The 22,832-nt window shown below is 70.2% G+C and carries 22 protein-coding genes and 1 pseudogene; 12 read left to right on the forward strand and 11 right to left on the reverse strand.

The features are described 5' to 3' along the window. The first annotated feature begins 79 nt into the window (after window positions 1-79). A complete protein-coding gene (locus tag E2F49_RS01720) occupies window positions 80-583 on the forward strand; it encodes a CinA family protein (RefSeq protein WP_133392353.1) in 504 nt (167 codons plus the stop codon). A gap of 71 nt (window positions 584-654) precedes the next feature. Here E2F49_RS01720 and E2F49_RS01725 read toward each other — a convergent pair whose 3' ends face one another. After that, on the reverse strand, window positions 655-1,881 hold the full coding sequence (locus tag E2F49_RS01725; protein WP_133392354.1) for an endonuclease/exonuclease/phosphatase family protein: 1,227 nt from the start codon (window positions 1,879-1,881) through the stop codon (window positions 655-657). Then, window positions 1,878-2,630, reverse strand: a complete 753-nt coding sequence (locus E2F49_RS01730; RefSeq protein WP_133392355.1) for an arginyltransferase — start codon at window positions 2,628-2,630, stop codon at window positions 1,878-1,880. The genes E2F49_RS01725 and E2F49_RS01730 overlap by 4 nt, the downstream gene beginning before the upstream one ends. A gap of 147 nt (window positions 2,631-2,777) precedes the next feature. On the opposite strand from E2F49_RS01730, the gene E2F49_RS01735 reads away from it, so the two are divergent. Continuing rightward, a complete protein-coding gene (locus tag E2F49_RS01735) occupies window positions 2,778-3,440 on the forward strand; it encodes an EF-hand domain-containing protein (RefSeq protein WP_133392356.1) in 663 nt (220 codons plus the stop codon). Between the two features lie 155 nt (window positions 3,441-3,595). Here E2F49_RS01735 and E2F49_RS01740 read toward each other — a convergent pair whose 3' ends face one another. From E2F49_RS01740 to E2F49_RS01755, 4 genes are all read right to left on the reverse strand, one after another. Further along, window positions 3,596-4,777: an RNA polymerase sigma factor gene (locus tag E2F49_RS01740; protein ID WP_425481324.1), complete on the reverse strand. Its 1,182-nt coding sequence runs from the start codon at window positions 4,775-4,777 to the stop codon at window positions 3,596-3,598. A 120-nt stretch (window positions 4,778-4,897) separates the two neighbouring features. Then, the gene (locus E2F49_RS01745) at window positions 4,898-5,722 is read right to left on the reverse strand and encodes a putative signal transducing protein (protein WP_133392357.1); all 825 of its coding nucleotides are present in this window, start codon (window positions 5,720-5,722) and stop codon (window positions 4,898-4,900) included. After that, window positions 5,722-6,609: an acyl-CoA thioesterase II gene (gene tesB / locus E2F49_RS01750; protein WP_425481325.1), complete on the reverse strand. Its 888-nt coding sequence runs from the start codon at window positions 6,607-6,609 to the stop codon at window positions 5,722-5,724. The genes E2F49_RS01745 and tesB overlap by 1 nt, the downstream gene beginning before the upstream one ends. An 87-nt stretch (window positions 6,610-6,696) precedes the next feature. Next, complete coding sequence (locus tag E2F49_RS01755) at window positions 6,697-7,257, reverse strand: N-acetylmuramoyl-L-alanine amidase (protein ID WP_133392359.1); 561 nt, start codon at window positions 7,255-7,257, stop codon at window positions 6,697-6,699. A 119-nt stretch (window positions 7,258-7,376) separates the two neighbouring features. On the opposite strand from E2F49_RS01755, the gene E2F49_RS01760 reads away from it, so the two are divergent. From E2F49_RS01760 to E2F49_RS01775, 4 genes are all read left to right on the forward strand, one after another. Further along, window positions 7,377-7,877, forward strand: coding sequence for an MOSC domain-containing protein (locus tag E2F49_RS01760; protein ID WP_243713364.1), 501 nt, complete (start codon window positions 7,377-7,379; stop codon window positions 7,875-7,877). Then, window positions 7,874-8,404, forward strand: coding sequence for an alpha/beta hydrolase (locus tag E2F49_RS01765; protein WP_133392360.1), 531 nt, complete (start codon window positions 7,874-7,876; stop codon window positions 8,402-8,404). The genes E2F49_RS01760 and E2F49_RS01765 overlap by 4 nt, the downstream gene beginning before the upstream one ends. Window positions 8,405-8,495: 91 nt before the next feature. Next, on the forward strand, window positions 8,496-10,703 hold the full coding sequence (rlmKL, locus tag E2F49_RS01770) for a bifunctional 23S rRNA (guanine(2069)-N(7))-methyltransferase RlmK/23S rRNA (guanine(2445)-N(2))-methyltransferase RlmL (RefSeq protein ID WP_133392361.1): 2,208 nt from the start codon (window positions 8,496-8,498) through the stop codon (window positions 10,701-10,703). Window positions 10,704-10,976: 273 nt separating this feature from the next. Continuing rightward, window positions 10,977-11,819: a pirin family protein gene (locus E2F49_RS01775; protein ID WP_133392362.1), complete on the forward strand. Its 843-nt coding sequence runs from the start codon at window positions 10,977-10,979 to the stop codon at window positions 11,817-11,819. Between the two features lie 22 nt (window positions 11,820-11,841). Here the strand turns inward: E2F49_RS01775 and E2F49_RS01780 are convergent, their stop codons facing one another. The 5 genes from E2F49_RS01780 to E2F49_RS01800 all read right to left on the reverse strand — a co-directional run bounded on the left by E2F49_RS01780 (window position 11,842) and on the right by E2F49_RS01800 (window position 15,152). Continuing rightward, entirely contained in the window at window positions 11,842-12,291 is a 450-nt protein-coding gene (locus E2F49_RS01780) for a hypothetical protein (RefSeq protein WP_133392363.1), read from the reverse strand. A gap of 79 nt (window positions 12,292-12,370) precedes the next feature. After that, the gene (locus tag E2F49_RS01785; RefSeq protein ID WP_133392364.1) at window positions 12,371-13,231 is read right to left on the reverse strand and encodes a pirin family protein; all 861 of its coding nucleotides are present in this window, start codon (window positions 13,229-13,231) and stop codon (window positions 12,371-12,373) included. Between the two features lie 256 nt (window positions 13,232-13,487). After that, the gene (locus E2F49_RS01790) at window positions 13,488-13,994 is read right to left on the reverse strand and encodes a DNA-deoxyinosine glycosylase (RefSeq protein WP_208004777.1); all 507 of its coding nucleotides are present in this window, start codon (window positions 13,992-13,994) and stop codon (window positions 13,488-13,490) included. Window positions 13,995-14,134: 140 nt separating this feature from the next. Further along, entirely contained in the window at window positions 14,135-14,575 is a 441-nt protein-coding gene (locus E2F49_RS01795) for a hypothetical protein (RefSeq protein WP_133392366.1), read from the reverse strand. Between the two features lie 94 nt (window positions 14,576-14,669). After that, a complete protein-coding gene (locus tag E2F49_RS01800; RefSeq protein ID WP_133392367.1) occupies window positions 14,670-15,152 on the reverse strand; it encodes a hypothetical protein in 483 nt (160 codons plus the stop codon). Window positions 15,153-15,504: 352 nt separating this feature from the next. On the opposite strand from E2F49_RS01800, the pseudogene E2F49_RS01805 reads away from it, so the two are divergent. The 6 genes and pseudogenes from E2F49_RS01805 to kdsB all read left to right on the forward strand — a co-directional run. Next, window positions 15,505-18,115: pseudogene (locus E2F49_RS01805) on the forward strand (DNA internalization-related competence protein ComEC/Rec2); the annotation flags it as partial. After that, the gene (locus E2F49_RS01810) at window positions 18,009-18,644 is read left to right on the forward strand and encodes a MotA/TolQ/ExbB proton channel family protein (RefSeq protein ID WP_133392368.1); all 636 of its coding nucleotides are present in this window, start codon (window positions 18,009-18,011) and stop codon (window positions 18,642-18,644) included. The pseudogene E2F49_RS01805 and the gene E2F49_RS01810, both read left to right, overlap by 107 nt. A 3-nt stretch (window positions 18,645-18,647) precedes the next feature. Continuing rightward, complete coding sequence (locus E2F49_RS01815; protein ID WP_133392369.1) at window positions 18,648-19,097, forward strand: ExbD/TolR family protein; 450 nt, start codon at window positions 18,648-18,650, stop codon at window positions 19,095-19,097. Between the two features lies 1 nt (window position 19,098). Further along, window positions 19,099-20,898 carry a lipid A export permease/ATP-binding protein MsbA gene (gene msbA / locus E2F49_RS01820; RefSeq protein ID WP_133392370.1) on the forward strand — a complete coding sequence of 600 codons (1,800 nt, stop codon included), beginning with the start codon at window positions 19,099-19,101 and terminating at the stop codon, window positions 20,896-20,898. Next, complete coding sequence (gene lpxK, locus E2F49_RS01825; RefSeq protein WP_133392371.1) at window positions 20,898-21,869, forward strand: tetraacyldisaccharide 4'-kinase; 972 nt, start codon at window positions 20,898-20,900, stop codon at window positions 21,867-21,869. Before msbA ends, lpxK begins: the two co-directional genes overlap by 1 nt. Window positions 21,870-22,059: 190 nt before the next feature. Continuing rightward, window positions 22,060-22,830, forward strand: a complete 771-nt coding sequence (gene kdsB / locus E2F49_RS01830; protein ID WP_133392372.1) for a 3-deoxy-manno-octulosonate cytidylyltransferase — start codon at window positions 22,060-22,062, stop codon at window positions 22,828-22,830. Window positions 22,831-22,832: the final 2 nt, after the last annotated feature.

Raw genomic sequence — 22,832 nt, forward strand, 5'->3', positions numbered from 1 at the left:
GCGTGCTGCGCCGTCGGCAGCGGCGAGACGCGTGCGGCGCGATGCGGTACAACGGGCGGCTTCCCACGCGGGCCCGACCATGCACGACACCCATTCCGATGCCGCGCTCGCCACGCTGGCCACCGAGACCGGCGCGTTGCTGCGCGCGCGACACCACCGGCTCGTGACCGCCGAGAGCTGCACCGGCGGCTGGATCGCGAAGGCGGTCACCGATGTCGCCGGCTGTTCGGACTGGTTCGACTGCGGCATGGCGGCCTACAGCTACGAGGCCAAGCAGGCGCTGCTGGGCGTCAATCCGCACACGCTGGAAACGCACGGCGCGGTGAGCCGCGAGACGGTGATCGAGATGGTGTCGGGCGCGCTGGTGAATTCCGGCGCCAGCGTCGCGGTCGCGGTGACCGGCATCGCGGGGCCGGGCGGCGGCAGCGAGGACAAGCCGGTGGGCACGGTGTGGATCGGCTGGAAGCGTCGCGGCGGCTATGCGCGCGCGGCGCTGTTCCAGTTCGACGGCGATCGCGATGCGGTGCGCCGACAGACGGTGGCCGCCGCCCTGCGCGGCCTGGCGGACGCGGTCGGCGGCTGAGCGCGTCGCCGACGTGCCGCGCAGAAACCGACGCGGCGCGTGGCATCAGCCGCCTGCGCGTGGCCGCTCCATCACTGCGTCACGTCCACCCACACCAGACGGTGGTCGGTGCCGTCGACGATGTCGGCGTGCGGGGCATCGCTGCGCGGCCAGAACACGCCGCTGCCGACCAGCGCATGGCCGACCGAGGGCAGCACGTAGTCGAGCCGCAGATTGCCGACGCGCGGGCCGAAGCTTCCGGTGTCGTGTGCCGCTGCGCCGCGGTGCTGTGCATTGGCGCCGCCATCCTGCTCCGCCGCCTCGATGGCCCCTTCGCTGCGGGGCGTCGCCATGCGCAGCACCCGCGGGTGTTCGAGCAGCTCGACGATGGCGGTGTGATCGCCGGCGCCGTCGACCGGGTCGTTGTTGAGATCGCCCAGGATCACGAAGCGCGCGTCGGCGTCCAGCCCGCCACAGCGTCCCGCGTCATCGCACATCCAGTCACGCGTGCCCGGCGACAGATACTCGGTCCAGAAGCGGATCTCGTCATGGTTGCGGGCGACGTTGCGCTTCTCGGGTCCGTCGAATGCGGGTGGCGTCGGGTGCGAGGCGAGCACGTGGATCACGCCGCCCGGGGCGTGCACCTGCACGTCCCAGTGCGACTTCGAGGACAGCCGCAGCTGCGACCACACCGCATCGCTGTGGAAGGGGCGACCGTCGGGATGGCGTGGGCGCCGTGCGTCGGGCATCGCGTTCCACTTCAGCAACTGGAAGCTGCGCGCGGTGGCCGCGTCGATCGGCCAGCGCGAGAGCAGCAGCATGCCGTACTGGCCCGGATGCAGGCCGTAACCCCAGGCGTCGTTGCCGCGGTCGCGGCCGTCGCCGCCGACGCTGCCGTTGTCGTCGAGATCCAGCCCGCTCGGCACGCCGGTGTTGACCGGTGCGATGTAGCGGTAGGGATAGCGCAGCGGTTCGCCGCCGCCCGGCTGGGCCCGTTCGAGCCAGCGCTGCTGGAAGAGTTCGGCGGCGCTGCCGTCAGCGACGTAGTCGAACTCGTTGAGCAGCACGATGTCGGGGCGTACCTGCTGCAGGACCGCGGCGACCTTCTGCGCACCCGCGTCGTCGCCCTGCAGGCGCGCGAGCAGGCCGCCGGGCTCGTCGCTGTTGAGCGAGGTGTTGTAGGTCGCGATGCGCACAGGCGCGGTCGTCCCGGCACGCGTGGCGACCGGTCGTTCGCCATGCGTGTTGACGCGCACGCAGGCGGCGAGCAGCACCACGGCAGCGCCTGCGAGCAGCGGAACAAGGAAGGTGCGGCTCATCGCGCGGCGTCCGTCAGCAGGCGCCACTGGCGTCCATCGAAGCCTTCGAGCGGCTGGAAATTGCGTTTGTAGGCCATCTTGCGGTGTCCATCGATCCAGTAACCGAGATACAGGTAGCGCCTGCGGTCGCGCTGCGCCCAGGCGATCTGGCGCAGGATCGCCAGAGTGCCGAGGCCACGTGACACGAGGTCGGGGTCGTAGAAAGTGTAGACGGCCGACAGCGCATCCTCGATGAGATCGGTCACCGCGACGCCCACCAGCTGTCCGTGGAGGCGCAGTTCCAGCAGGCGGCCCTCGTTCCAGCTACCGATCAGGAACTGGTCGAACTCGTGCGCGCCATGGTCGTCCATGCCGCCGGCCGGATGTCGCGAGACGAGATAGCGCCGGTACAGCGCCAGGCGCTCGTCGTTGCGTTCGGCCGGCACCACGCGCGATTCGATGTCGGCATTGCGCGCGAGCGCGCGGCGCTGGCTGCGGTTGGGCGTGAAATCCTCGACCGGAATGCGCACCGCGACGCACGCGCGGCACTGCGCGCAATGCGGGCGATAGACGATGTCGCCGGAGCGGCGAAAGCCCCAGCGCAGGGCCTGGGTGTAGACATGGGCCAGGCGGGGATCGTGCGGGTCGAGCACCAGATCACGGGCTTCGCGTTCGGACCAGTACCCGCAGGCATGAGGCGCGGTGTGGAACAGGCGCAGATCACTGGACGCAGCGTCGGGGGCGGGATCGGGCGGCGGGGCGTCGTGCATGCGGCGAGAATACCGACGCGCGTCGCAGGCGGCGCGACCGGTTCGCCGGCTGCCGGCTGAACCAGGCCGACGCCGCGTCAACGGATCGCGTGGCCGGCGCGTTGATCCCTGCACAGCGGCACGGTGCCGCGGCAACGGGACATCCACATGAAAAAGCGCCTCATCACCACCGCACTGCTGGCGGCACTCTCCATCACCACCATCGGCGCTGCGGCCGCGCAGGCCCCTGCAGCCGGCACGCATGCCACCAAGCCCGACGGCGAGCGTCATCGCGGCCACGGCATGCGCGGTCACGGCGGCGATCGCGTCGACGCGCTCGCGCGATTCGACATCGACAAGGACGGCCGCATCAGCCGAGCCGAAGCGCAGGCTGCGCAGCAGGCGATGCAGGCACGTCGCGACGCGCACCGCGCCGAACGCGCGGCACGGGGCGACGCACCGCGCGCGGAACGCCCGGCGGCGGCACGCGGCGAACGCCCGCAGCGCGGCCCCGGCGCGCGTCCGCACAAGGGTGGCGGCTTCGATCTGGTCGCCAACTTCGACGTCATCGACACCAATCGCGACGGCTATCTCACCCGCAGCGAACTGCGTGCCTGGCACACCGCGAAGGCCGCCGAGCGCCGCGCCGAAGGCGAACGTCGTTTCGATGCCAAGTTCCGCGAGGCCGACCTCAACAACGACGGCAAGTTGAGCCGCGTCGAAGTCGCCGAGAAGATGCCGCGCCTGGCCGAACGCTTCGACTGGCTGGACGAGAACCGCGACGGCTTCCTCAGCCGCGAGGAACTGCGTCCGGCGCGTCCGCAGCGCTGAGTCCGCAGAACGGGTTGTCAACGAGAGGCCGCGCACTGCGCGGCCTCTCCTGTTTCAGCGGCGGCAGGACTTCTTCGCGCGGATCGGGGCAACCGCGAATCTCCGATGGACGGCGCGCGACACGCGACACCGGCCTGCGACGCGCGCGTATTCGATCAGGCCGTCCTGAGCCAGAAGATCAGCAGCACGCCGATCAGGCCCACATTCGTCAGGACCAGGCCGCTGGAGCCGAACATCAGGCGATAGCCCAAAGCGCGCCGCGCGCCGCCCTTGGGATCGCGTGCGATGTCGCGTGCGATCAGCGGATTCATCAGGCGCGGCATGCTGGTCAGCAGCGGATAGTTGTAGAGGAACAGCGCGATCGCGGCCGACAGCAGGATCCAGCCGTCCGCAATGCGGCTGCTGGCCGTCATGAAGCCGATGCCGGCGCCCAGCAGGCCGCCGGCCAGCGAGCCCCACACGAACCAGCGGTCGTAGAGCTTGAGGATCGCCCGGCGCTCGGCCTCGGTGTCGGCATAGCGCGCGACCATCTTCCGGCACAGCCACAGCGTCAGGCCGCCGAAGACCAGCGACACGCCGGCTGCGCCCAACGCGCTGGCGCTGCCGAGCGCCGCCTTGCCCGCCACGCCCGTGCCGAATGCAGCGCCGGCCGCGACGCCCGCGGCGGTGCCCGCCGTGGCGGGCTTGGCGAAGCCCATCAGGCCCGCGGTCACCAGCAGGGTGAAGGCCGTGCCGGGCGCGGAACTCGTCGCGAAGTCGCGGAAGCGCGCCATCAGGTCCTCGCGCAGGCTGCGCCGCGCGCGCGACAGGCGTTTGCGCACCGCCGCGTCCGACAGGCCGAGCAGGGCGGCGACCTGCTTCGAGTTGCCGCCTTCGCGGTAGTAGAGCAGCAGGACTTCGCGACTCTCGTCGGGCAGATCGGAAATCAGATCGGCGGCCACGCGGCCGGTTTCGTCGTCGATGATCTGCTGCATCGGGCACGCGTCCGGATCGGCCGCCTGGGCGATGGCGATATCGGCCGCTTCCCCGGCAACCAGGCGTTCCCGCCGCGCGCGCAGATAGTCGCGGGCGAGGTTGCGGGTGATCTGCCGCAGCCAGGGCAGGAAGCTGGTGGTGTTCTGCAGCCTGCCGAGCTGCTGCCAGGCCTTGAGATAAGCCTCCTGCGCGATGTCCTGGCTGGCCTGCACGTCACGGGTGATCGCCAGCGCGATGGCGGTCGTCGCGTTCTGGCTCATCTGCACAATGCGGCCGTAGGCGGCCTGGTCGCCGCCACGTGCGGCAGGCAGCTCCTGGTGGATGCGGGCTTCCAGGCCCAGGTCGGCGGCGATGGCGTTCAAGGTGCACTTCCTGCGGGCGGGTCCATCACCCCTGACGGCACCCGGATGCCGGATGTGACCGGCGCTGCCGATGATGCCGCAAGCGCGGGCAGGTGCGTGCCACGTTCCGGGACGCGCGCGTCACTCCGACCGCGTGAACGACCAGTCGGTCCCGGTGCGGCGCACGTCCAGTACGCGCGTGATCAGACCCTGCGTGGCATCGCTGCCGCCGCTGATCAGGTCGAGCGTGCCGGCGCCGGATCCGTCGGTGCGGTAGTTCGCGACCTCCAGCCACGCGGCCTGCCCGTCGCCGCCGGTGCACGCCGAGGCGGGGCGCACGTCGGGATAGCCGGCTTCGAGTTCGGCCAGCAGCGGGGCGGGCGGCGTATCGCCGTCGATCGCCACGCAGACCGGTCCGGCCGCGCGCGTCAGCGCATCGGCCAGCACCGTGGTGGCAAGCGCGCGGGGCACCGGGATGCGGTTGACGCTGGCCTCGACGGTCGGCGGCACCATGTCCAAGGCAGGTTCCGGCGCAGTCGTGGGTGCCGCCGCCACGCGCGTGTCGGGTGCGGGCTTGGCCACCCACGACAGCGCGATGACCAGCACCGCGCCGCCGAGCAGGGTGTAGCGGATCTTCGCCGCGCGGGTCATGCGCCGCTTCGGCGCCGCGGTGGTCTCGGCCGCGAACACCAGACCGTCCTGCGGCAGGTAGCTGCGGGTCGAGGCCTGGCCCTGCAGCAGGCCGGCTTCGCGGAGCAGTTCGCGTGCACGCGGTTGCTCGTCGGAGCGCGTGACCCACACCGCCGGTTTCGGACCGCCGGCATCCTCGCGATAGCTGAAGCTGCTGCGCCGGTTGCCCTTGTAGGAGCGGCCGTTGAGGATCTGCACCTCGATGCCGGCCTCGCGCAGCAGCGCCGCGACGCGTTCGACGTTCTCGAGGCGGGGGCTGGAGAAGACCTGACGCATCAGCCGGCCTTCGGCGCGGGTGCGTCGCCCGGCAGTACGCGGATCATGCCTTCCTGCGCGCTGCTGGCGACCAGACGGCCGGCGCGGTCGAAGATCTGCCCGCGCGCGAGCCCGCGCGCGCCCTGCGCGCTGGGGCTGTCGAGCGAATACAGCAGCCAGTCGTCCACCCGGAACGGGCGGTGGAACCACAGCGCGTGGTCGAGCGAGGCCATCTGCACGTTGGGCTGGTAATAGCTGATGCCGTGCGGGAAGGTCGCCGTGCCCAGCAGCTGGAAATCGGACGCGTAGGCCAGCAGCGCGCGGTGCAGCGCCGGCGTGTCGTCGACCGGGCCGGTCAGGCGGAACCACATCTGCTGGAACGGCGGCCGCTTAGGCGGGTGCAGTTCGTCGCGCGGATACACATGGCGGAATTCGAACGGTCCGCTGCGGTCGAGCCAGCGCTGCACCTTGACCGGCAGCTTCGCCAGCACCGCGGCGGGCAGGGGATCCTGCGGTTCGAGATCCTCGGGCGCGGGCACTTCCGGCATCGACAGCTGGTGCTCGGCGCCGGCTTCCTCCTCCTGAAACGAGGCCGCGCAGAAGAAGATCACCTTGCCGTGCTGGATCGCGGTCACGCGCCGCACCGAGAAGCTGCCGCCATCGCGCGTGCGGTCGACGTCGTAAACGATGGGCGCTTCGATGTTGCCCGCGCGCAGGAAGTAGGCGTGCAGCGAATGTGCCGGGCGCGGGCTGTCCATCGTCGCCTGCGCGGCGGACAGCGCCTGGCCCAGCACCTGGCCACCAAACACGTATTTGGTGCCGATGTCGCGGCTCTGGCCGCGAAACAGGTTGTCTTCGAGGCGCTCGAGGCTGAGCAGGTCGATCAGTTCGGAAACGGGCGGGGTCATCGCGGGGCCGGACATGGGGAGCGGCGCGCGGGTGCGGGCCGGATGCCGATTATAGGTGGGGCCGGCCGGGTGCCCTGACGCGGACGTTCAGACGCCGATCCGGCGCAGCGGTACCCGCAAAAGCACGTCGTCCCATGGAAACAGCGGGCCGGGGTCGCGCTTGCGCGCAACGGTCAAGGCCGGATCGTCGCTCGCGGCGACGCGATCGGTGTCCAGATCCTCGTGGCCGGCGATGTCGCGCAGGGCCGGCAGTGCACCGCGCAGCTGGTCGAGCAGGGCGACCAGCGCCTCGATCTGGGCCGGCGGATAGGCCTCGTTCATCGCCTGGCGGCGGCTGTCGTACCAGTCCGGGAAGCGGCCGGCGTTGACCAGTTCGATACCGACCGACTGCACGTTGTGTCCGCGCACGTGATGGGCGACGCGCCCCGCCGGCACGTACTCGACGATCGTCCCGTCGCGGTCGATGTACCAGTGCCCGCTGGCGCCGGTGCCGCTGTCGTAGAGCACGCGCTCGCCGTACGACCTTGCGGTCGCGAGATCCGGCAGTTCGGTGCAGTGGACGACGACCAGCGTGACGTCTCCGACCGGCCGCGCGGCCAGCAGGTCGACGTAGGGCAGGGGCTGGCGCTGGATCGTTGGCGATGACATGGCAGTGATGGTAGCTGCAGTGTGGACACGCGCGACCTGCGTCCGCCCCTGCGACAGCGGGGACGGCTCGAGCCGGTATTCCGGCGAGGGCCGCAGGACCGATCGGATACCATTGGCACATGAGAAATCCCCCGCCAGAGTCCGCGTTGCGCGCGCTGATGACGCAGTTCCCGCGCGCCGGCACGGTGGACTGGATCGGCCTGCGGCCGGCCCGCGATGTCCTGGTCGAGATCGTCGACAGCGCCGTCGCCGTGACCGGCGCAGGGCTGACCGGCGACCGCTACACCGGCGGCAGCGGCAAGCGCGGCATCACCCTGATCCAGGCCGAACATCTGCCCGCGATCGCCGCGCTCAGCGGCCACGCGACGGTCGATCCGGCCGTGCTGCGTCGCAATCTGGTGGTGTCCGGCATTCCGGTGATCGCGCTCAAGGGCCGGCGTTTCCGCGTCGGCACGGCCCTGCTCGAGGGCACGTCGCCCTGCGATCCCTGCTCGAAGATGGAAGAGACCCTGGGCCCCGGCGGCTACAACGCGATGCGCGCCATGGGCGGCCTGTGCGCGCGCGTGATCGAGGGCGGCGTGGTGCGGCTGGGCGACGCCGTCGAATGGGTGGACGCATGAGCGCGCGCGGGCACTGCATCCTCTCGCACGGCTTCGAAAGCGGCCCGGACGCCACCAAGGTGGCCGCGCTGGCCGACGCCGCCGAGCGCCTCGGCTGGACCGCCGAGCGCCCCGACTACACCGACCTCGACGCCAGGCGCGAGATCAGCCCGCTCGGCGATGTCGCCGCGCGCATCGAGCGCCTGCAGCGCCTGGCGATGGACGCCGCGTCGCGTGGCCCACTGGTGCTGGCCGGCTCGAGCCTGGGCGCGTGGATCGCCGGACACGTCTCGCTGCAGGTGCCGGTTGCCGGCCTGTTCCTGATGGCGCCGCCGGTGCGTCTGGATGCGGCGCATCCGCTGCAGGCCGCCGAGGTGCCGCTGTCGGTCGTGCATGGCTGGGACGACGAACTCATTCCCGCCGCCGACGTCGTCGGCTGGACCTGCGCGCGCCGCGGCCGGCTGCTGCTGGTCGACGACACCCACCGCCTGTCCGCGCACGTCGAGGCCTCGGCCGACGCGTTCGCGGCGCTGCTGCGGACGCTCTGATCCCGCCAGCGCGCCACGCAGCGCACTGTGCAAACGTCATCCCGGCCCGCGCGGGGATGACGGACTCCGTTCCCGAATCCGACCACACCCCATGAAATTCTTCGCAAGCTGCGCCAAGGGCCTCGAATACCTGCTCGTCGACGAGCTGATCGCGCTCGGCTGCGCGCACGCCACCGCGACCACCGCCGGCGCCAACGTCGAAGGCACGCTGCACGATGCGCAGCGCGCCGTGCTGTGGTCGCGCCTGGCCAGCCGCGTGCTGTGGCCGATCGCCGAGTACGCCTGCGAGAACGAGGATGCGCTGTACGCCGGCGCGCGCGCGATCGACTGGTCGGAACATCTCGACGCGACGATGACGCTGGCGATCGATCCGCACGTCTCCGGCAGCGCGATCACCCATGCGCGCTATGCCGCGCAGCGGGTCAAGGATGCGATCGTCGATGCGCTGCGCGCGTCCACCGGCGCGCGTCCGGATGTCGATGTCGAATCGCCGGACCTGCGCCTGAGCCTGGTGGTCCGCAAGGGCCGCGCGCTGCTGTCGGTCGATCTGGGTGGCGGCCCGCTGCATCGCCGCGGCTGGCGGCGCGCGCAGGGCGAGGCGCCGTTGAAGGAAAACCTCGCCGCGGCCGTGCTGATGCGCGGCGGCTGGCCGGCGCTGTACGCCGAGGGCGGTGCGCTGCTGGACCCGATGTGCGGCAGCGGCACGCTGCTGATCGAAGGCGCGCTGATGGCCGCCGACGTGGCGCCGGGTCTGTCGCGTGATGGTGGTGCGGCCTCGGCCGGGCTCGCGCCGAGTCGCTGGCGCGGTTTCGATGCCGCCCACTGGCAGGTGCTGTGCGATGAAGCGCTGTCGCGCGAGCGCATCGGTCGCCAGCGCCTGCGCAGCGTGTTCTTCGGCCGCGATCTCGATCCGCACGCGATCCGCGCCGCGCGCGAGAACGCGACCGCCGCCGGTCTGCGCGAAGCCATCGACTGGCAGGTCGGCGACATCGCGACGCTGCAGGCACCAGTGCCGCCGGCCTCGCAGGAAGACGCGGCGCTGGCCGAGTCGGTCAAGCGGGGCCTGGTCGCCTGCAATCCGCCCTACGACGCTCGGCTCGCCGCCGATCCCGCGCTGTACCGCACGCTCGGCAACGCGCTGGCACGTGCGGTGCCCGAGTGGCGCGCCAGCCTGCTGTGCGGCGATGCCGAACTCGCACATGCGACCGGCCTGCGCGCGAAGAAGAAGTACCAGGTGTTCAACGGCGCCATCGAGTGCAGCCTGATCGTCTGCGACCCGGTGCGGCCGCCGCAGCGCGCCGTCAGCGAATCGCCGGAGGCACTGGGCGAAGGCGCGACGATGGTCGCCAACCGGCTGCGCAAGAACCTGCGCAAGCTCAAGGCCTGGCGCGAGCGCGACGGCGTGAGCTGCTACCGCGCCTACGATGCGGACCTGCCCGAGTACGCGGCCGCAATCGACGTCTACATCCAGTCCGAGGCCGACGTCACTGCCGAGGGCGCGCCGCTGTGGCTGCACATCCAGGAATACGCCGCGCCGGCCGAGATTCCCGAAGCCGTGACCCGACGCCGCTTCGGCGACGTGCTCGCCGCGGCGCGCGACGTGTTCCGCATTCCGCGCGAACGCATCGCGGTGAAGACGCGTTCGAAGGGCAAGGGCGGCAGCAAGTACGGCCGCTTCGACGCGCGCCACGAATTCCTGCTGGTCGACGAGGGGCGCGTGCACCTGCGCGTGAACCTGTTCGACTACCTCGACACCGGCCTGTTCCTCGACCACCGCCCGATGCGCCTGCGCATCGCCGACGAAGCGGCCGACACGCGCTTCCTCAACCTGTTCGGCTACACCGGCGCGGCCACCGTGCATGCCGCGGGTGGCGGCGCGCGCACCACGACGACGGTCGACCTGTCGGGCACCTATCTGCAGTGGTGCGCCGACAACCTGGCCGCGAACGGCTACGGCGGCGCGAAGCACCGCCTGGTGCAGGCCGATGCGGTGCAATGGCTGGAAGCGGAAACCGCGCAGTACGACCTGATCTTCTGCGACCCGCCGACGTTCTCGAACTCCGCGCGGGCGAAGGACTTCGACATCCAGCGCGAGCATGTGCGCCTGCTGCAGGCCGCGGTCGCGCGGTTGGCGCCGGGTGGCGTGCTGTATTTCTCGAACAACTTCCGGCGTTTCAGGCTCGACACCGACGCGGTGAGCGCGTTCGCCCAGTGCGAAGAGATCACGCCAGCGACGATCCCGCCGGACTTCGAGCGCAATGCGCGCATCCACCGCGCCTGGCGTCTGACGGCGCGCTGATGCTTGCTTTGCTCCTTCCCCCGTTCGCGGGGGAAGGCTGGGATGGGGGCAGACGGTCGGGTCGCGGCAGATCCCGTCTCGCCCATGATCGCTCGCTCATGTGTTCGCGCACACCCGACGGTTCGCCCCCACCCAACCCTCCCCCGCAGAGCGGGGGAGGGCGTCGAGCGCGGACCCGCTTGCCCTGCCGGAAACCTCCGTTCCACCCGTGCGCGTGGAATCGTCCCTGCGCACCCGCATCGTGTGCGCAGGCCCGCACAGGAACCCACGCCGATGACCGCTGCCACCATCCTCCGCCACCTGCGTGGCATGCCCGCCAGCGACGGCGCGGGCGTCAAGCTCACGCGCGTGATCGGCACGCCGCAACTGCCGGATCTCGATCCCTTCCTGATGCTCGACGAGTTCGGCACCGACCGCGCCGAGGACTATCTGGCCGGCTTTCCTGACCATCCGCATCGTGGCTTCGAGACCGTCACCTATATGCTCGACGGCCGCATGCGCCACAAGGACAACCACGGCAACGAGGGCCTGCTGGTGCCGGGCAGCGTGCAGTGGATGACCGCCGGTCGCGGACTGGTGCATTCGGAGATGCCCGAGCAGGAAGCCGGCCGCATGCGCGGTTTCCAGCTGTGGGTGAACCTGCCGGCCCGGGACAAGATGACCGCACCGAAGTACCAGGAATTCGCGCCCGAACGCATTCCGGTGGTGCAGGCGGGCGAGGGCGTGTCGATCAAGGTGATTGCCGGCGTCGTCGACGGCGTCGCCGGTCCGATCTCGCAGCCGGCGACCGATCCGGTCTATCTGGACATCACGCTGGCGGCCGGCGGCCGCTGGCGCCACGACCTGCCCGAGGGCCACAACGCATTCGCGTATGCATTCGAAGGTGCGCTGCACATTGGCGAAGGCGAGGCTGCGCGTCCGTTGGCCGCACAGGAACTCGCGGTGCTCGGTGGTGGCCGCCGGCTGGAACTCGCCGCCGGCGATGCCGGCGCGCGCCTGATCGTGGTCGCCGGTCGTCCGCTGCGCGAACCGGTGGCGCGCCACGGCCCCTTCGTCATGAACACCCGCGAAGAACTGATGCAGGCGTTCGTGGATTTCCAGCAGGGCCGGTTCTGAGGCAACCCTGTCGGATGCGCGGCTATTTGCTGCCGAGGCGGACGTCCGAGAAGTGCAGCGATTCGGCATCGTGCAGCGACCGGGTCAATGCGGCCTCGTCGCTGGCGCGCACGATGATGTGTGCGTAGTCGCCCGACGGCAGCTCCAGCAGCGTCTCGCGGACCAGTGCTCCGGTCAGCTCGTTCTCCGGCGCATGCCACCAGATGCGGGTGCCGTCGATGGTCACGCGCTCACCGACGCGGTCGTTGCGACGCGGCTTGAAATTCGCGTTGCGCCCGACGGTGACCGCGAATGCCTGCCGGCCGCTGGCCAGATCCATCGCCCGGCAGAACACGAAGTCCGGGCCCGGCTGCACTTCCCAGCGCACCGTGGCCTCGGGCGGCAACTGCGGACAGTCGTTGGCGGTCTGCGCCTGCGCGGCGCCGGCACAGCACAGCGCGCCGATCAGCGCGAGCGGTCGGATACGAAGCATGAGCATGTTCCCCTGTCACCCCAGGGAACGACGATACGCGCCCGCGCCTGCTGCGGCGCGGAATCGTTTGTGACAATCGTCACCGTTCCGGAAGCGGAATGAACTCCGGATCGCCCGGCACGGTACCGAACCGCCCGGCGCGCCAGTCGTCCTTGGCCTGTTCGATGCGCTCCTTCGAAGACGACACGAAGTTCCACCACAGGTGGCGCGGACCGTCGAGCGGCTCGCCGCCGAACAGCATGGCCTTGAGCGGCGTCTTCGCGCGGAGCCTGGCGACCGCGCCTGCATCTAGAACAGCGAGGTGGCGCGGCGGGATGTCGGCGCCGTCGAGCTGCGCCTCGCCTTCGAGCACGTAGAGCGCGCGCTCGGCATGCGACGGCGGAATCGCCAGCTCGGCGTCAGGTTCGAGATCCAGCGCGACATTAAGCGTGTCGGCGAACACGCGCACCGGGGATTCCTCGCCGAACCCGCGACCGGCGATCACGCGCACCCACGCGCCGTCGCGGCGGAACTGCGGCAAGGTCGCGGCCGGATGATGGTGGAACTCGGGCGCGACTTCTTCGTACGCCTTCGGCAACGCCACCCAGGTCTGCATGCCGTGCAGCGGGTGCTCGCCTTCGCGCAGCGACTGCGGCGTGCGTTCGGCGTGGGCGATGCCGCGGCCCGCCGTCATCCAGTTCACGTCGCCGGCCGTGATGTCCTGCGAGGCGCCCAGCGTGTCGGCGTGATGGATCGTGCCGGACCAGAGAAAGGTGACCGTCGCCAGGCCGATGTGCGGATGCGGGCGTACGTCGATGCCGGCGCCCTTCTCGAAGACCGCCGGGCCCATGTGGTCCACGAACACGAACGGCCCGACGCTGCGCGCCTGCAGGCTCGGCACCGCACGCCGCACCTCGAAACCACCCAGGTCGTGAGTGCGGGGATTGATGATCAGGGTCATGGCGACTCCGGCGTCGGCGAGGGCAGGCGCTCAGCATGACAGCGCCGACGGCCGCGCTGCCGCTGGTGCGCGGGACGAACCGTTGCGGTTTCCGGCCTGTGGCAGCGGTCCACGGGTCGAGATGAAGCAGTTGCAACGCCGAGAGCTTCGTCATTCCCGCAATGCGAGGCTCCAGCGTCTTCAATCTGCCGGGCGCAACGTCATTGGAAGACCGCGCCCGTCCACTGAACATGCACCGCGTTTGCGGGACAGGCGATCAGGCGGACGCAAATCCCGCCCGCCACGCCGCCAGCTTGGCCTCGAACCCCATTGCCGCATGCGCCGGACTCGTCGACGGCAGGCGCAGCAGGTCCGTTACGTGATCGAGCGGAGGCAGTACATGCCGCCGGAACAGCGTCTCGGCCGCCGCGCCGTTGAAACGGACGCGCGTGATGCCCGGATACGCTGCCAGCAGGCCGGCGATGTCGTTGGGCACCACACTCTCGGCCTCGATGCGCGCATCCAGGCTGCCGGGTCGTACGCACTCGCCGGCAACGTCCCACAGTGCGATGCCCGCATCGCCGAGCCGGGCGATGCGATCGTCATAGGGCAGGGCAAGATCGAAGCCGACGATCGCACCCAGAATCGGCCAGAACAGGTTGCGCGGATGCGCGTAGTAGCGATCGGCATCCAGCGACGCCACGCCCGGCATGCTGCCGAGCACCAGCACGCGGGCGCGGGCATCGACGACGGGTGGGAAGCTGCGGACGCGGGTGAGCTGCATGACGGTCGAGGTGGGCGCGCGTTGACCCGAACGCAAGCCCATGGCGTGCGTTTGCGCCATTCCAGGCGCTCGAGCCAGCGCGTCTAGACGTGCCGCTTGTCGGGCGACTGCGCACCCGCGCGGTCGTGGCTGGCGGGGTTTCAGTTCGCGATCGAGAAGCCTGCGGGCGCCGCCTGTGGCACAGGTGCATCGCAGTGGTACATATCGAGATACAGCTCGCTGGTCTGCGGACCGCAGGTCAGTTCGTATCGGTCGACCATGTGGTGATCGACCTCGCCTGCTTCGAGTGGCCGATATTCCATCGCGGCGATGGTCAGCCGCGTGATCTCCCCGGGCTGCGTATCCGCGGACAGATCGTGGCACGGACCGACATTGCCGCTGCGCTCGAAAGCCGGGTGCGAACGGTCGGGGCAGACCAGCCTGGCGAGATAATGGTGCTGACCTTGCGGCTTGCAGACCTCGATCGCGGTTTCTCGCATCAGCCCCCACGCTTCAACGGGTCCAGCGTGTGCATCCGCAACGCCGACCGATGCGATGCAGGCTGCAAACAGCGAGGTTTTCGATCTGGGACTCTGATGCACGGGTCCTTCCTTACCGTCTCGATGCTGCACCTTGCCGTGCGGCGGGCAGGGTGTCCATTGCGGGCTGGCCGGTGCAAGCGCGGCACCATGAGCGCTACTGCGCCGGGAAATTCGCGCAGGGATACCGGCCGGAAGACGGTTCGAAACGGATCGCCACGGCAGGTGTGTTCTCCGAATAGCGGGTCACCAGCAGAAGCTGTGAGGCGTTGTACGAGCCGAGCATCGCCCGGCTCTCGAAGCAGGCCACCAGATCCTCAACGCCATCGCGGTTGAAATCGCCACGATCGAGGATCCGCATCCGGTAGACCCAGCCGAACGCGTCCACTTCGAACATGTCCGGCTCGAAACGCGTCGGTGCCGGCAGCACGCTCGCAAAGCTTCGCTGGTCGGCACTGCGTGCCGGATTGAGTGGGCTGCGGATCGTGGCGATATCGAAATGCGTAAACAGGAAGCGCGAGACATCGTGCTCGGGGAAGTGCGTGACCAACCGCGCCGGTTCCGCGCTCGCTGGCGCCACCATGACCAGCGCAAGCAGATATCCGTATCCCGACAGGTGATGCATGTCCTTGCCCTCCATTGTGGTCGCGAGACTGCACCACGCCACCGATGTCCGACCTGTGACGGTGCCCGGCTGCTTCCCTGGGCCGGATCGTTCGAACGTGCTTCCGAATTCCGACGGGACGCGGAACCTGGACATTCGTGTCGGTGGTTTGAAGGCGAAACCCGATGTGTGACGGCAGGTTTCCGCCGGGTGTCGGCGCTCGCTTTCCCACAGACTCGTCCCGAGGGTCCGGCGCAGGGAGGCGCGCGGTGCAACACCGTCAAGGCATGACGTTCACGCCACGCATGAGCGCGTCCGCAAAGCAGGACAGTGATACGGATGCGCGCGATCCATCAGGGCGGGGCGTCGAGATTCGATGCAGACAACGATGCGTGCAGGCCCGCGCGGGCAGGCGCGCGACATGACTATACGCGTGGCCGCATTCGGCCTGCCGACGGCTGCCGCGCTGGTGCTCGGCGCGATCGTATGTCTGCAGCTTCCTGCGCTGCCAGGCGGGTGGATTCTGGCGATGACGCTATGCGTCGCTGCCTGGATATGGGCGCGCGGTGTCGGCGGCGGACGGGTCGTCGGGGCGTTCGTACTTGGCGGTGCACTGTGCGGGCTGCATGCGACCTACGCGTTGTCGACGCAACTGCCCGCCGACATGGAGCGCGGCGACTTCGCGGTGCACGGACGTGTGGTCGGGCTGCCGACACGCGAGCCGCAGCGCACGGCATTCGAGTTTCGCGTCGCGGAAGATGATGGCGTGCCTGCAGCCTTGCGCGGCCGGCTGTTGCGGCTGTCGTGGTACGACGATCGTCGCGAAGGGCCGGACGCGCGTCGTGCTGCCATCGAAGCTGGCAACGAGTGGCGCTTCACGGTGCGTCTGCGTGCACCGCGCGGGCTGCGCAATCCCGGCTGGTTCGATGGCGAGAGGCGCGCGATGGCGCAGCGGGTGACCGCGGTCGGCTACATCCGGACTGCCGAGCCGTTGGAGCGCCTGGAAGGCGGCCGAGGCATCGATCGCTGGCGCGAACAGGTGGCGACGCACATCGATGCGGTCGTCGAGCGTGGGAGCGCGCGTTACGTCCGGGCGCTCGCGATCGGTGATACGCGTGGCCTTAATGATCTGGACTGGGAGGCACTCCGTGCGACCGGCTTGACCCATCTGGTCGCGATCTCGGGGTTCCACGTCGGCATGGTCGGCGGCTTCTTCGCGCTGGTGGCGACCGCCGTCTGGTGGTGCCTGCCATGGCTGGGACGCTGGCTGCCGCGGCCGCAGGCGGCGGCGATCGTCGCGTTGCTGACGAGTACGGTCTACGCCGCGGTCGCAGGCTGGGAACTGCCGACGGTGCGGACGGTGCTGATGATTGCCGTGGTGGTGATCGCACGGTTGTCGCGGCGCCATCTGCGCATTGCCGATGCGCTCGGCTATGCGGCCATCGCCGTCGTACTGGTCGATCCGATGTCGGTGCTGTCGGCCGGCTTCTGGCTCAGCTTCGCGGGTGTCGCCTGGCTGGTCTGGTGCCTGCCGGACGCGCGCGAATGGTCGAAGCTGCGCGGCCTGCTGGCCTCGCAATGGGTCGCGACAATCGGCCTGCTGCCGCTGACGGTGATCCTGTTCGGGCAGGCGTCGCTGGCCGGGCCCGTGGCGAATCTCGTGGCGATTCCGTGGTGGAGCCTGGTGGTCGTGCCGCTGGCCCTGGTCGGCACGGGACTGGAGGCCATCCACACGGGCGCCGGCGACTGGGCCTGGCGCAGCGCGGCCTGGGCGTTCGATCTGAGCTGGCTGCTGTTCGACCGGCTCGCGGCCAGCCCGATCTCATTGTGGTGGTTGCCCGAACCGCACTGGCTGGCACTGCCGATGGCCCTGCTGGCCGCGTTCTGGATGCTGCTGCCGCGTGGTGTCCCGGGCAAGGGACTCGCACTGCTGCTGTGGCTGCCCCTGCTGTGGCCGGACCGGCATCTCCCGAGAGCGGGCGAGGCCGAGGTCATCGTGTTCGATGTCGGGCAGGGACTGTCCGCGCTGGTGCGCACTGCGCGTCACGCGGTGCTCTACGACGCCGGTCCGGCCGTGCCCGACGGTTATGACGCCGGCGAGCGTGTGGTGGTGCCCGCGTTGCAGGCGTTGGGCGTGCGTCGGCTCGACGCCATCGTCATCAGCCATGGCGACGCGGATCACGTGGGTGGCTTCGCGGCCGTCCAGCGCCGCTATCGCGCACCGGTCGTCTTCGCGCCACAGTGGGACCGCGTACCCGGCGCCGCGCCCTGTCTGCAGGGCAGTGCATGGCGGATGGACGGCGTGACCTTCCGCTTCCTGCACCCGGACGTGCATTTCCCGGCGTTCCGCAATCCATCGAGTTGCGTGCTGCGCATCGAGACCGCGCATGGCGCGGCGCTGCTGCCGGGCGACATCGATGCGGTGGTCGAGCGTCTGCTGGTGCGCCGGGATGCCACGCGGCTGGATGCGGACGTCGTGGTCGCCGCGCATCACGGCAGCCGCAGTTCGTCGGATCCCGCCTTCGTCCGGGCGACCGGCGCGGCGGTGGTGATGATGTCGGCCGGCCACGGCAGCCGATTCGGACATCCGCACGACGAGGTCGTCGAGCGCTGGATGCGTTCGGGCACCGCGGTGGCGAGCACGGCAGGCGGTGGCGCGACGCGGTTCCGGCTGCAGGCCGGCGGGCTGGCAGTGCGCCAGGAACGGACGCACCGACCCCGATTGTGGGATGCGGCGCGCCGGTTGGAAACGCGCGAGGCGCGCTGACGAACAGCGCAGGCACACGTGCTCGCAGCGCGCGGCTGCCGGTCTCAGGACGCCCGTCAGCCGCTCTGCCCGGCTGGGCTATCCTAGACGCCTGACTGGACCGGCCATCGGCCGAAGGGGTAGGCGTGCTCGAACTGGTGAAGGCTGGCGGCTGGCCGATGCTGCCCTTGCTGCTGCTGTCGGCACTGGCGCTGGCGATCATCGTCGAGCGGTTCTGGGCGCTGCGTCGCAAGGCCGTGCTGCCGCCGGGACTGGGCGAAGAGGTCCGGGCCTGGGCCGCACGTGGCGCGCTGGATCCGGCCCACATCGAATCGTTGCGGAGTACCGCACCGCTGGGCGCACTGCTGGCCGCCGCGCTGGACGTGCGCAACCGCCCGCGCGAGGAAATCCGCGAGCGCGTCGAGGATGTCGGCCGGCATGTCGCCTTCCGCATGGAGCGCTATCTCAACGCGCTGGGCACGATCGCCGTGGCCGGCCCACTGCTGGGCCTGTTCGGTACGGTGGTCGGCATGATCCAGATGTTTCTCGGCGTCATGGACCATGGCGTGGGCGATGTGAACCAGCTGGCCGGCGGCATCGGCAAGGCGCTGGTGTGCGCGGCCGCGGGCATGGTCGTCGCGGTGCCGGCGCTGATGTTCCACCGTCATTTCCGCGCGCGCATCGACGGCTACATCGTGCAGATGGAACACGAGGCGATCGCGCTGATGGACGTCCTCGACCCGCGCAACCGTCGCGCCGCGCAGGCGCCGGTGCAGGGCTGAGCGATGCGCATCCGCGACCGCCGGGCCGAGGACACGCCCGAGCTCAACCTCGTGCCGCTGATCGACGTGATCCTGGTGCTGATCATCTTCTTCGTGATCACCACCACCTTCGACGCGCGCTCGGTGCTCAAGCTGGAACTGCCGCAGGCGACCGGCGAGCGCAACGACGCGCAGGCCGGCACGCTGAGCCTGCTGATCAATGCCGACGGGCGCTATTTCGTCGACGACCGCGAAGCGCTGCGCACCGATGTCGAATCGCTCAAGCGCACCATCGCCGAGGTCGCCGGCGACGACCGCGAACGCACCGTGCTGCTGCGCGCCGATGCGCGCACGCCGTGGCAGGCGGTCGTGACCGCCTACGACGCGCTGGGCCAGCTCGGCTTCAAGCGCATCGCCAATGCGACCGCGCCGCAGACGGCGGCAGCGCCGTCCGCCGCCACGCAAGAGGAGTGAGATGAGTACCGTCGTGGACGAGGCGCAGCGGGATGCGCCGACACCGGGACCGGCGCGCGCCGAGCGCGCGTGGCCGATCTACCGCCGCCTGCTGAGGTTCGCCACCGAGTACCGCAGCCTGCTGTCGGTCGCGCTGATCGGCATGCTGATCGAGGCCGCGGCCGGTGGCGCCTTCACCAAGATGATGGAACCGATCATCGACGAGACCTTCGTCGGAGCGAACGCCGGCGTGAACCTGTGGCTGCCGGCGGCGATCATCGGCCTGTTCGTGCTGCGCGGCGTGGCCGGCTATCTGGCCGACTACAACATGGCCAAGGCCGGCCGCGGCATTGCCCGCGATCTGCGCGTGCGCGTGCTGGGCAAGTACCTGCGCCTGCCGGGCATGCGCTTCGATGCCGAACCGGTGCCGTCGATGCTGGTGCGGTTGGGCTCCGATTCCGACCAGGTCTCGCAGGCCGCGGTCGATGCGGCCAAAGTGATGATCCAGCAGTCGCTGCAGATCATCGCCTCGCTGGTCGTGATGCTGTGGACCAGCTGGCAGGTCACGCTGACGATCTTCGTGCTGGCGCCGCCGCTGTCGTGGATCATGGGCAAGGTCGCGCGTCGCTATCGTCGCGTGAGCCACAACATCCAGGACAGTTCGGCGCTGCTGCTGCAGGCCGCCGACCAGTCGCTGAGCAACCAGCAGGAAGTGAAGATCTACGGTGCGCAGGCGGCCGAGAACGCGCGCTATCGCGCCGTCGCCGACACACACATGCGCCTGAACCTCAAGGTCGAGGCGACGCGCGCGATCTCCTCGGCGGTCGTGCAGCTGATGGGATCGGTCGGGCTGGCGCTGCTGATCGTCATCGCCGGTTACGAGGCCTCGCAGGGCCGGTTGACCGCCGGCGGCTTCGTTGCGCTGATGATCGCGATGATGGCGATCATTCCCGCGCTTAAGCAGCTCACCAACGTGCAGAACATGCTGCAGCGGGGTGTGGCCTCGGCCGAGCGGCTGTTCGAGATTCTCGATGCCGACGACGAGCGCGACACCGGCACCCGTCCACTTGCGCGCGCGCGTGGCGAGATCGAGTTCCGCCACGTCGGCGCGCGTTACCCGGGACGGGACGCGCCGGCGCTGCAGGACATCAGTTTCGTCGCCAGACCCGGCACGGTGACCGCCATCGTCGGTCGTTCGGGCAGCGGCAAATCGACGCTGATCAAGCTCATCCCGCGCTTCTACGCGCAGGCCGAGGGCGAGATCCTGCTCGACGGCCACCCGATCGACGACTACCGCCTCGCCGACGTGCGCCGGCAGATCGCACTGGTCGGCCAGCAGGTGATGCTGTTCGACGACACCGTGGCCGCAAACGTCGCGTTCGGCGAGATGGCGCGGGCGACGCCCGAGGCGCTGGAATCCGCGATCCGCGGCGCGAACGCGATGGAGTTCGTCGAGCGGCTGCCCAAGCGTCTCGACAGCGGCATCGGCAGCAAGGGCGGGCGCCTGTCGGGCGGCCAGCGCCAGCGCCTGGCCATCGCGCGCGCGATGCTCAAGGACGCGCCGATCCTGATCCTCGACGAGGCCACCGCCGCGCTCGACACTGAATCCGAACGTCTGGTGCAGGATGCGCTCGAACATCTGATGCCCGACCGCACGACGCTGGTCATCGCGCACCGGCTGTCGACGATCGAACATGCCGATCAGGTGCTGGTGCTCGATGAAGGCCGGCTGGTCGAACACGGCACGCACCGCGAACTGCTCGAACGCGGCGGCCTCTACGCGCGTCTGCACCGCATGCAGTTCCGAGAAGGCGAGGGCTGATGAAGGCACCGCGGTACTGGTTCGACGGCAGCGCGCCGCCGCTGCACGCGCGCGCACTGGCGCGGGTCTACGGCGCCGCCGCGCGCCTGCGCCAGCGCTTCGTGCGGCCTCGCAAGGTCTCGCGCCCGGTGCTGGTCATCGGCAACCTGATCGCCGGCGGCAGTGGCAAGACGCCGCTGGCGATCGCGGTTGTCGAACGCCTCAAGGCGGACGGCTGGACACCTGGCGTCGCCAGTCGCGGCTACGGTCGCGACGAGGCCGGTACGCCGCGCTGGGTGGAGCCGGTCACCGACCCGAAGCTGGCCGGCGACGAGCCGGTCCTGATCGCCGCGCGGACCGGGGTGAAGGTGCGGGTGGATGCGGACCGCGTCGCGGCGGCCGAAGCCCTGATCGGCGCGGGCTGCGACATCGTCGTCTGCGACGACGGCCTGCAGCATCGTCGGCTGCGGCGCGACATCGAGATCGAGGTCATCGATGGGCGCCGTCGTTACGGCAACGGCCTGCTGATTCCCGCCGGCCCGATGCGCGAGCCCGCCGCGCGCAGCGCCGACTGCGATTTCCGTGTGCTCAACGTCGGCGTCGATGCCGACATCGAGGCGGGCTTCGGCGAGTGGCCGATGCGGCTGGAAACCGGGCAGGCACTGCCGCTGATCGGTGGCCGACCGCTGCCGCTGGCGCGGTTCAAGGGCCAGCGCGTGCATGCCGTGGCCGGTATCGGCGATCCGGAGCGCTTCTTCGCCACGCTGCGCGCGCACGGCATCGCGGTCGTGCCGCATGCCTTCGCCGATCATCACCGCTACACGCCCGAAGACCTGCGCTTCGGCAGCGACCTGCCGGTGCTGATGACCGAGAAGGACGCCGTGAAATGCATGCGCTTCGCCGGTGAGCGGCATTACAGCGTGCCGGTGTCGGGCACGTTGCCCGAGGCCTTCTGGATCGCATTGCAGGACCGGTTGGCGAAGTTGCGCTGAGCCGATCGTCTCCTTCCCCCGCTCGCGGGGGAAGGTCGGGATGGGGGCGAACCGCCCGGTCGCGTTGTATCAATCGCCCGCAACACTCCTTGCGGCAGGCCGCCCTGCGATCTGATCGTTCGCCCCCACCCAACCCTCCCCCGCGCGGCGGGGGAGGGCTCGAAAGGGATCGATCTGTGACAATCCCCGCATGAGCACATCCACAGGTTTCGTCGTCGCCATTCCCGCGCGTTACGCGTCCACCCGTCTTCCGGGCAAGCCGTTGCAGGCCATCGGCGGCGAGGCGATGGTCCTTCATGTGGCCCGTCGCGCGCTGGCGGCAGGCGCGGACGAGGTCTGGGTCGCGACCGACGACGCCCGCGTGCGCGATGCGCTGGCCGGTGCGCCGGTGCAGGTCGCGATGACCTCGTCCGACCATCCTTCCGGCACCGACCGCCTGGCCGAATGCGCCGCGCTGGCCGGCTGGGATGACGCGCGCGTCGTCGTGAACCTGCAGGGCGACGAGCCCTTCGCGCCGGTCTCGGGCATCCGCGCGGTCGCCGATTTGGCGGCGCAGCCGGGTGTCGATCTGGCGACGCTGTGCGCCCCGGTCGACGACGTCGAGACGCTGCTGGACCCGAACGCGGTCAAGGTCGTGCGCGGCGCGGGCGGCGACGCGCTGTATTTCAGCCGCGCCCCGGTGCCGTGGCCGCGCGACGCCTTCGCGCGCAGCCGTGCGCACATGCCCGAGGGCGAGTGGTGGCGGCACATAGGCATCTATGGCTACCGGGTCGGGTTCCTCAAGCGCTTCGCCGCGATGGCGCCGGGGCGGCTGGAACAGGTCGAGATGCTCGAACAGCTGCGCGTGCTCGAGGCGGGCCATCGCGTGGCCGTGGGCATCGCACCCGAACCGTTCCCACCGGGCGTCGACACGCCCGAGGATCTGGCACGCGCGCAGGCCCGCGTGGTGGCGGGCGCGTGACG

This window comes from Luteimonas terrae (assembly GCF_004358165.1).
Lineage (GTDB): Bacteria > Pseudomonadota > Gammaproteobacteria > Xanthomonadales > Xanthomonadaceae > Luteimonas > Luteimonas terrae.

What these genes read in the sequence shown, in the direction of transcription:
- E2F49_RS01720 (WP_133392353.1), top strand. Translation starts at nt 80, where the DNA reads ATGCACGACACCCATTCCGATGCCGCGCTCGCCACGCTGGCCACCGAG.
- E2F49_RS01725 (WP_133392354.1), bottom strand. Translation starts at nt 1,881, where the DNA reads ATGAGCCGCACCTTCCTTGTTCCGCTGCTCGCAGGCGCTGCCGTGGTG.
- E2F49_RS01730 (WP_133392355.1), bottom strand. Translation starts at nt 2,630, where the DNA reads ATGCACGACGCCCCGCCGCCCGATCCCGCCCCCGACGCTGCGTCCAGT.
- E2F49_RS01735 (WP_133392356.1), top strand. Translation starts at nt 2,778, where the DNA reads ATGAAAAAGCGCCTCATCACCACCGCACTGCTGGCGGCACTCTCCATC.
- E2F49_RS01745 (WP_133392357.1), bottom strand. Translation starts at nt 5,722, where the DNA reads ATGCGTCAGGTCTTCTCCAGCCCCCGCCTCGAGAACGTCGAACGCGTC.
- tesB (WP_425481325.1), bottom strand. Translation starts at nt 6,609, where the DNA reads ATGACCCCGCCCGTTTCCGAACTGATCGACCTGCTCAGCCTCGAGCGC.
- E2F49_RS01755 (WP_133392359.1), bottom strand. Translation starts at nt 7,257, where the DNA reads ATGTCATCGCCAACGATCCAGCGCCAGCCCCTGCCCTACGTCGACCTG.
- E2F49_RS01760 (WP_243713364.1), top strand. Translation starts at nt 7,377, where the DNA reads ATGAGAAATCCCCCGCCAGAGTCCGCGTTGCGCGCGCTGATGACGCAG.
- E2F49_RS01765 (WP_133392360.1), top strand. Translation starts at nt 7,874, where the DNA reads ATGAGCGCGCGCGGGCACTGCATCCTCTCGCACGGCTTCGAAAGCGGC.
- rlmKL (WP_133392361.1), top strand. Translation starts at nt 8,496, where the DNA reads ATGAAATTCTTCGCAAGCTGCGCCAAGGGCCTCGAATACCTGCTCGTC.
- E2F49_RS01775 (WP_133392362.1), top strand. Translation starts at nt 10,977, where the DNA reads ATGACCGCTGCCACCATCCTCCGCCACCTGCGTGGCATGCCCGCCAGC.
- E2F49_RS01780 (WP_133392363.1), bottom strand. Translation starts at nt 12,291, where the DNA reads ATGCTTCGTATCCGACCGCTCGCGCTGATCGGCGCGCTGTGCTGTGCC.
- E2F49_RS01785 (WP_133392364.1), bottom strand. Translation starts at nt 13,231, where the DNA reads ATGACCCTGATCATCAATCCCCGCACTCACGACCTGGGTGGTTTCGAG.
- E2F49_RS01790 (WP_208004777.1), bottom strand. Translation starts at nt 13,994, where the DNA reads ATGCAGCTCACCCGCGTCCGCAGCTTCCCACCCGTCGTCGATGCCCGC.
- E2F49_RS01800 (WP_133392367.1), bottom strand. Translation starts at nt 15,152, where the DNA reads ATGGAGGGCAAGGACATGCATCACCTGTCGGGATACGGATATCTGCTT.
- E2F49_RS01815 (WP_133392369.1), top strand. Translation starts at nt 18,648, where the DNA reads ATGCGCATCCGCGACCGCCGGGCCGAGGACACGCCCGAGCTCAACCTC.
- msbA (WP_133392370.1), top strand. Translation starts at nt 19,099, where the DNA reads ATGAGTACCGTCGTGGACGAGGCGCAGCGGGATGCGCCGACACCGGGA.
- lpxK (WP_133392371.1), top strand. Translation starts at nt 20,898, where the DNA reads ATGAAGGCACCGCGGTACTGGTTCGACGGCAGCGCGCCGCCGCTGCAC.
- kdsB (WP_133392372.1), top strand. Translation starts at nt 22,060, where the DNA reads ATGAGCACATCCACAGGTTTCGTCGTCGCCATTCCCGCGCGTTACGCG.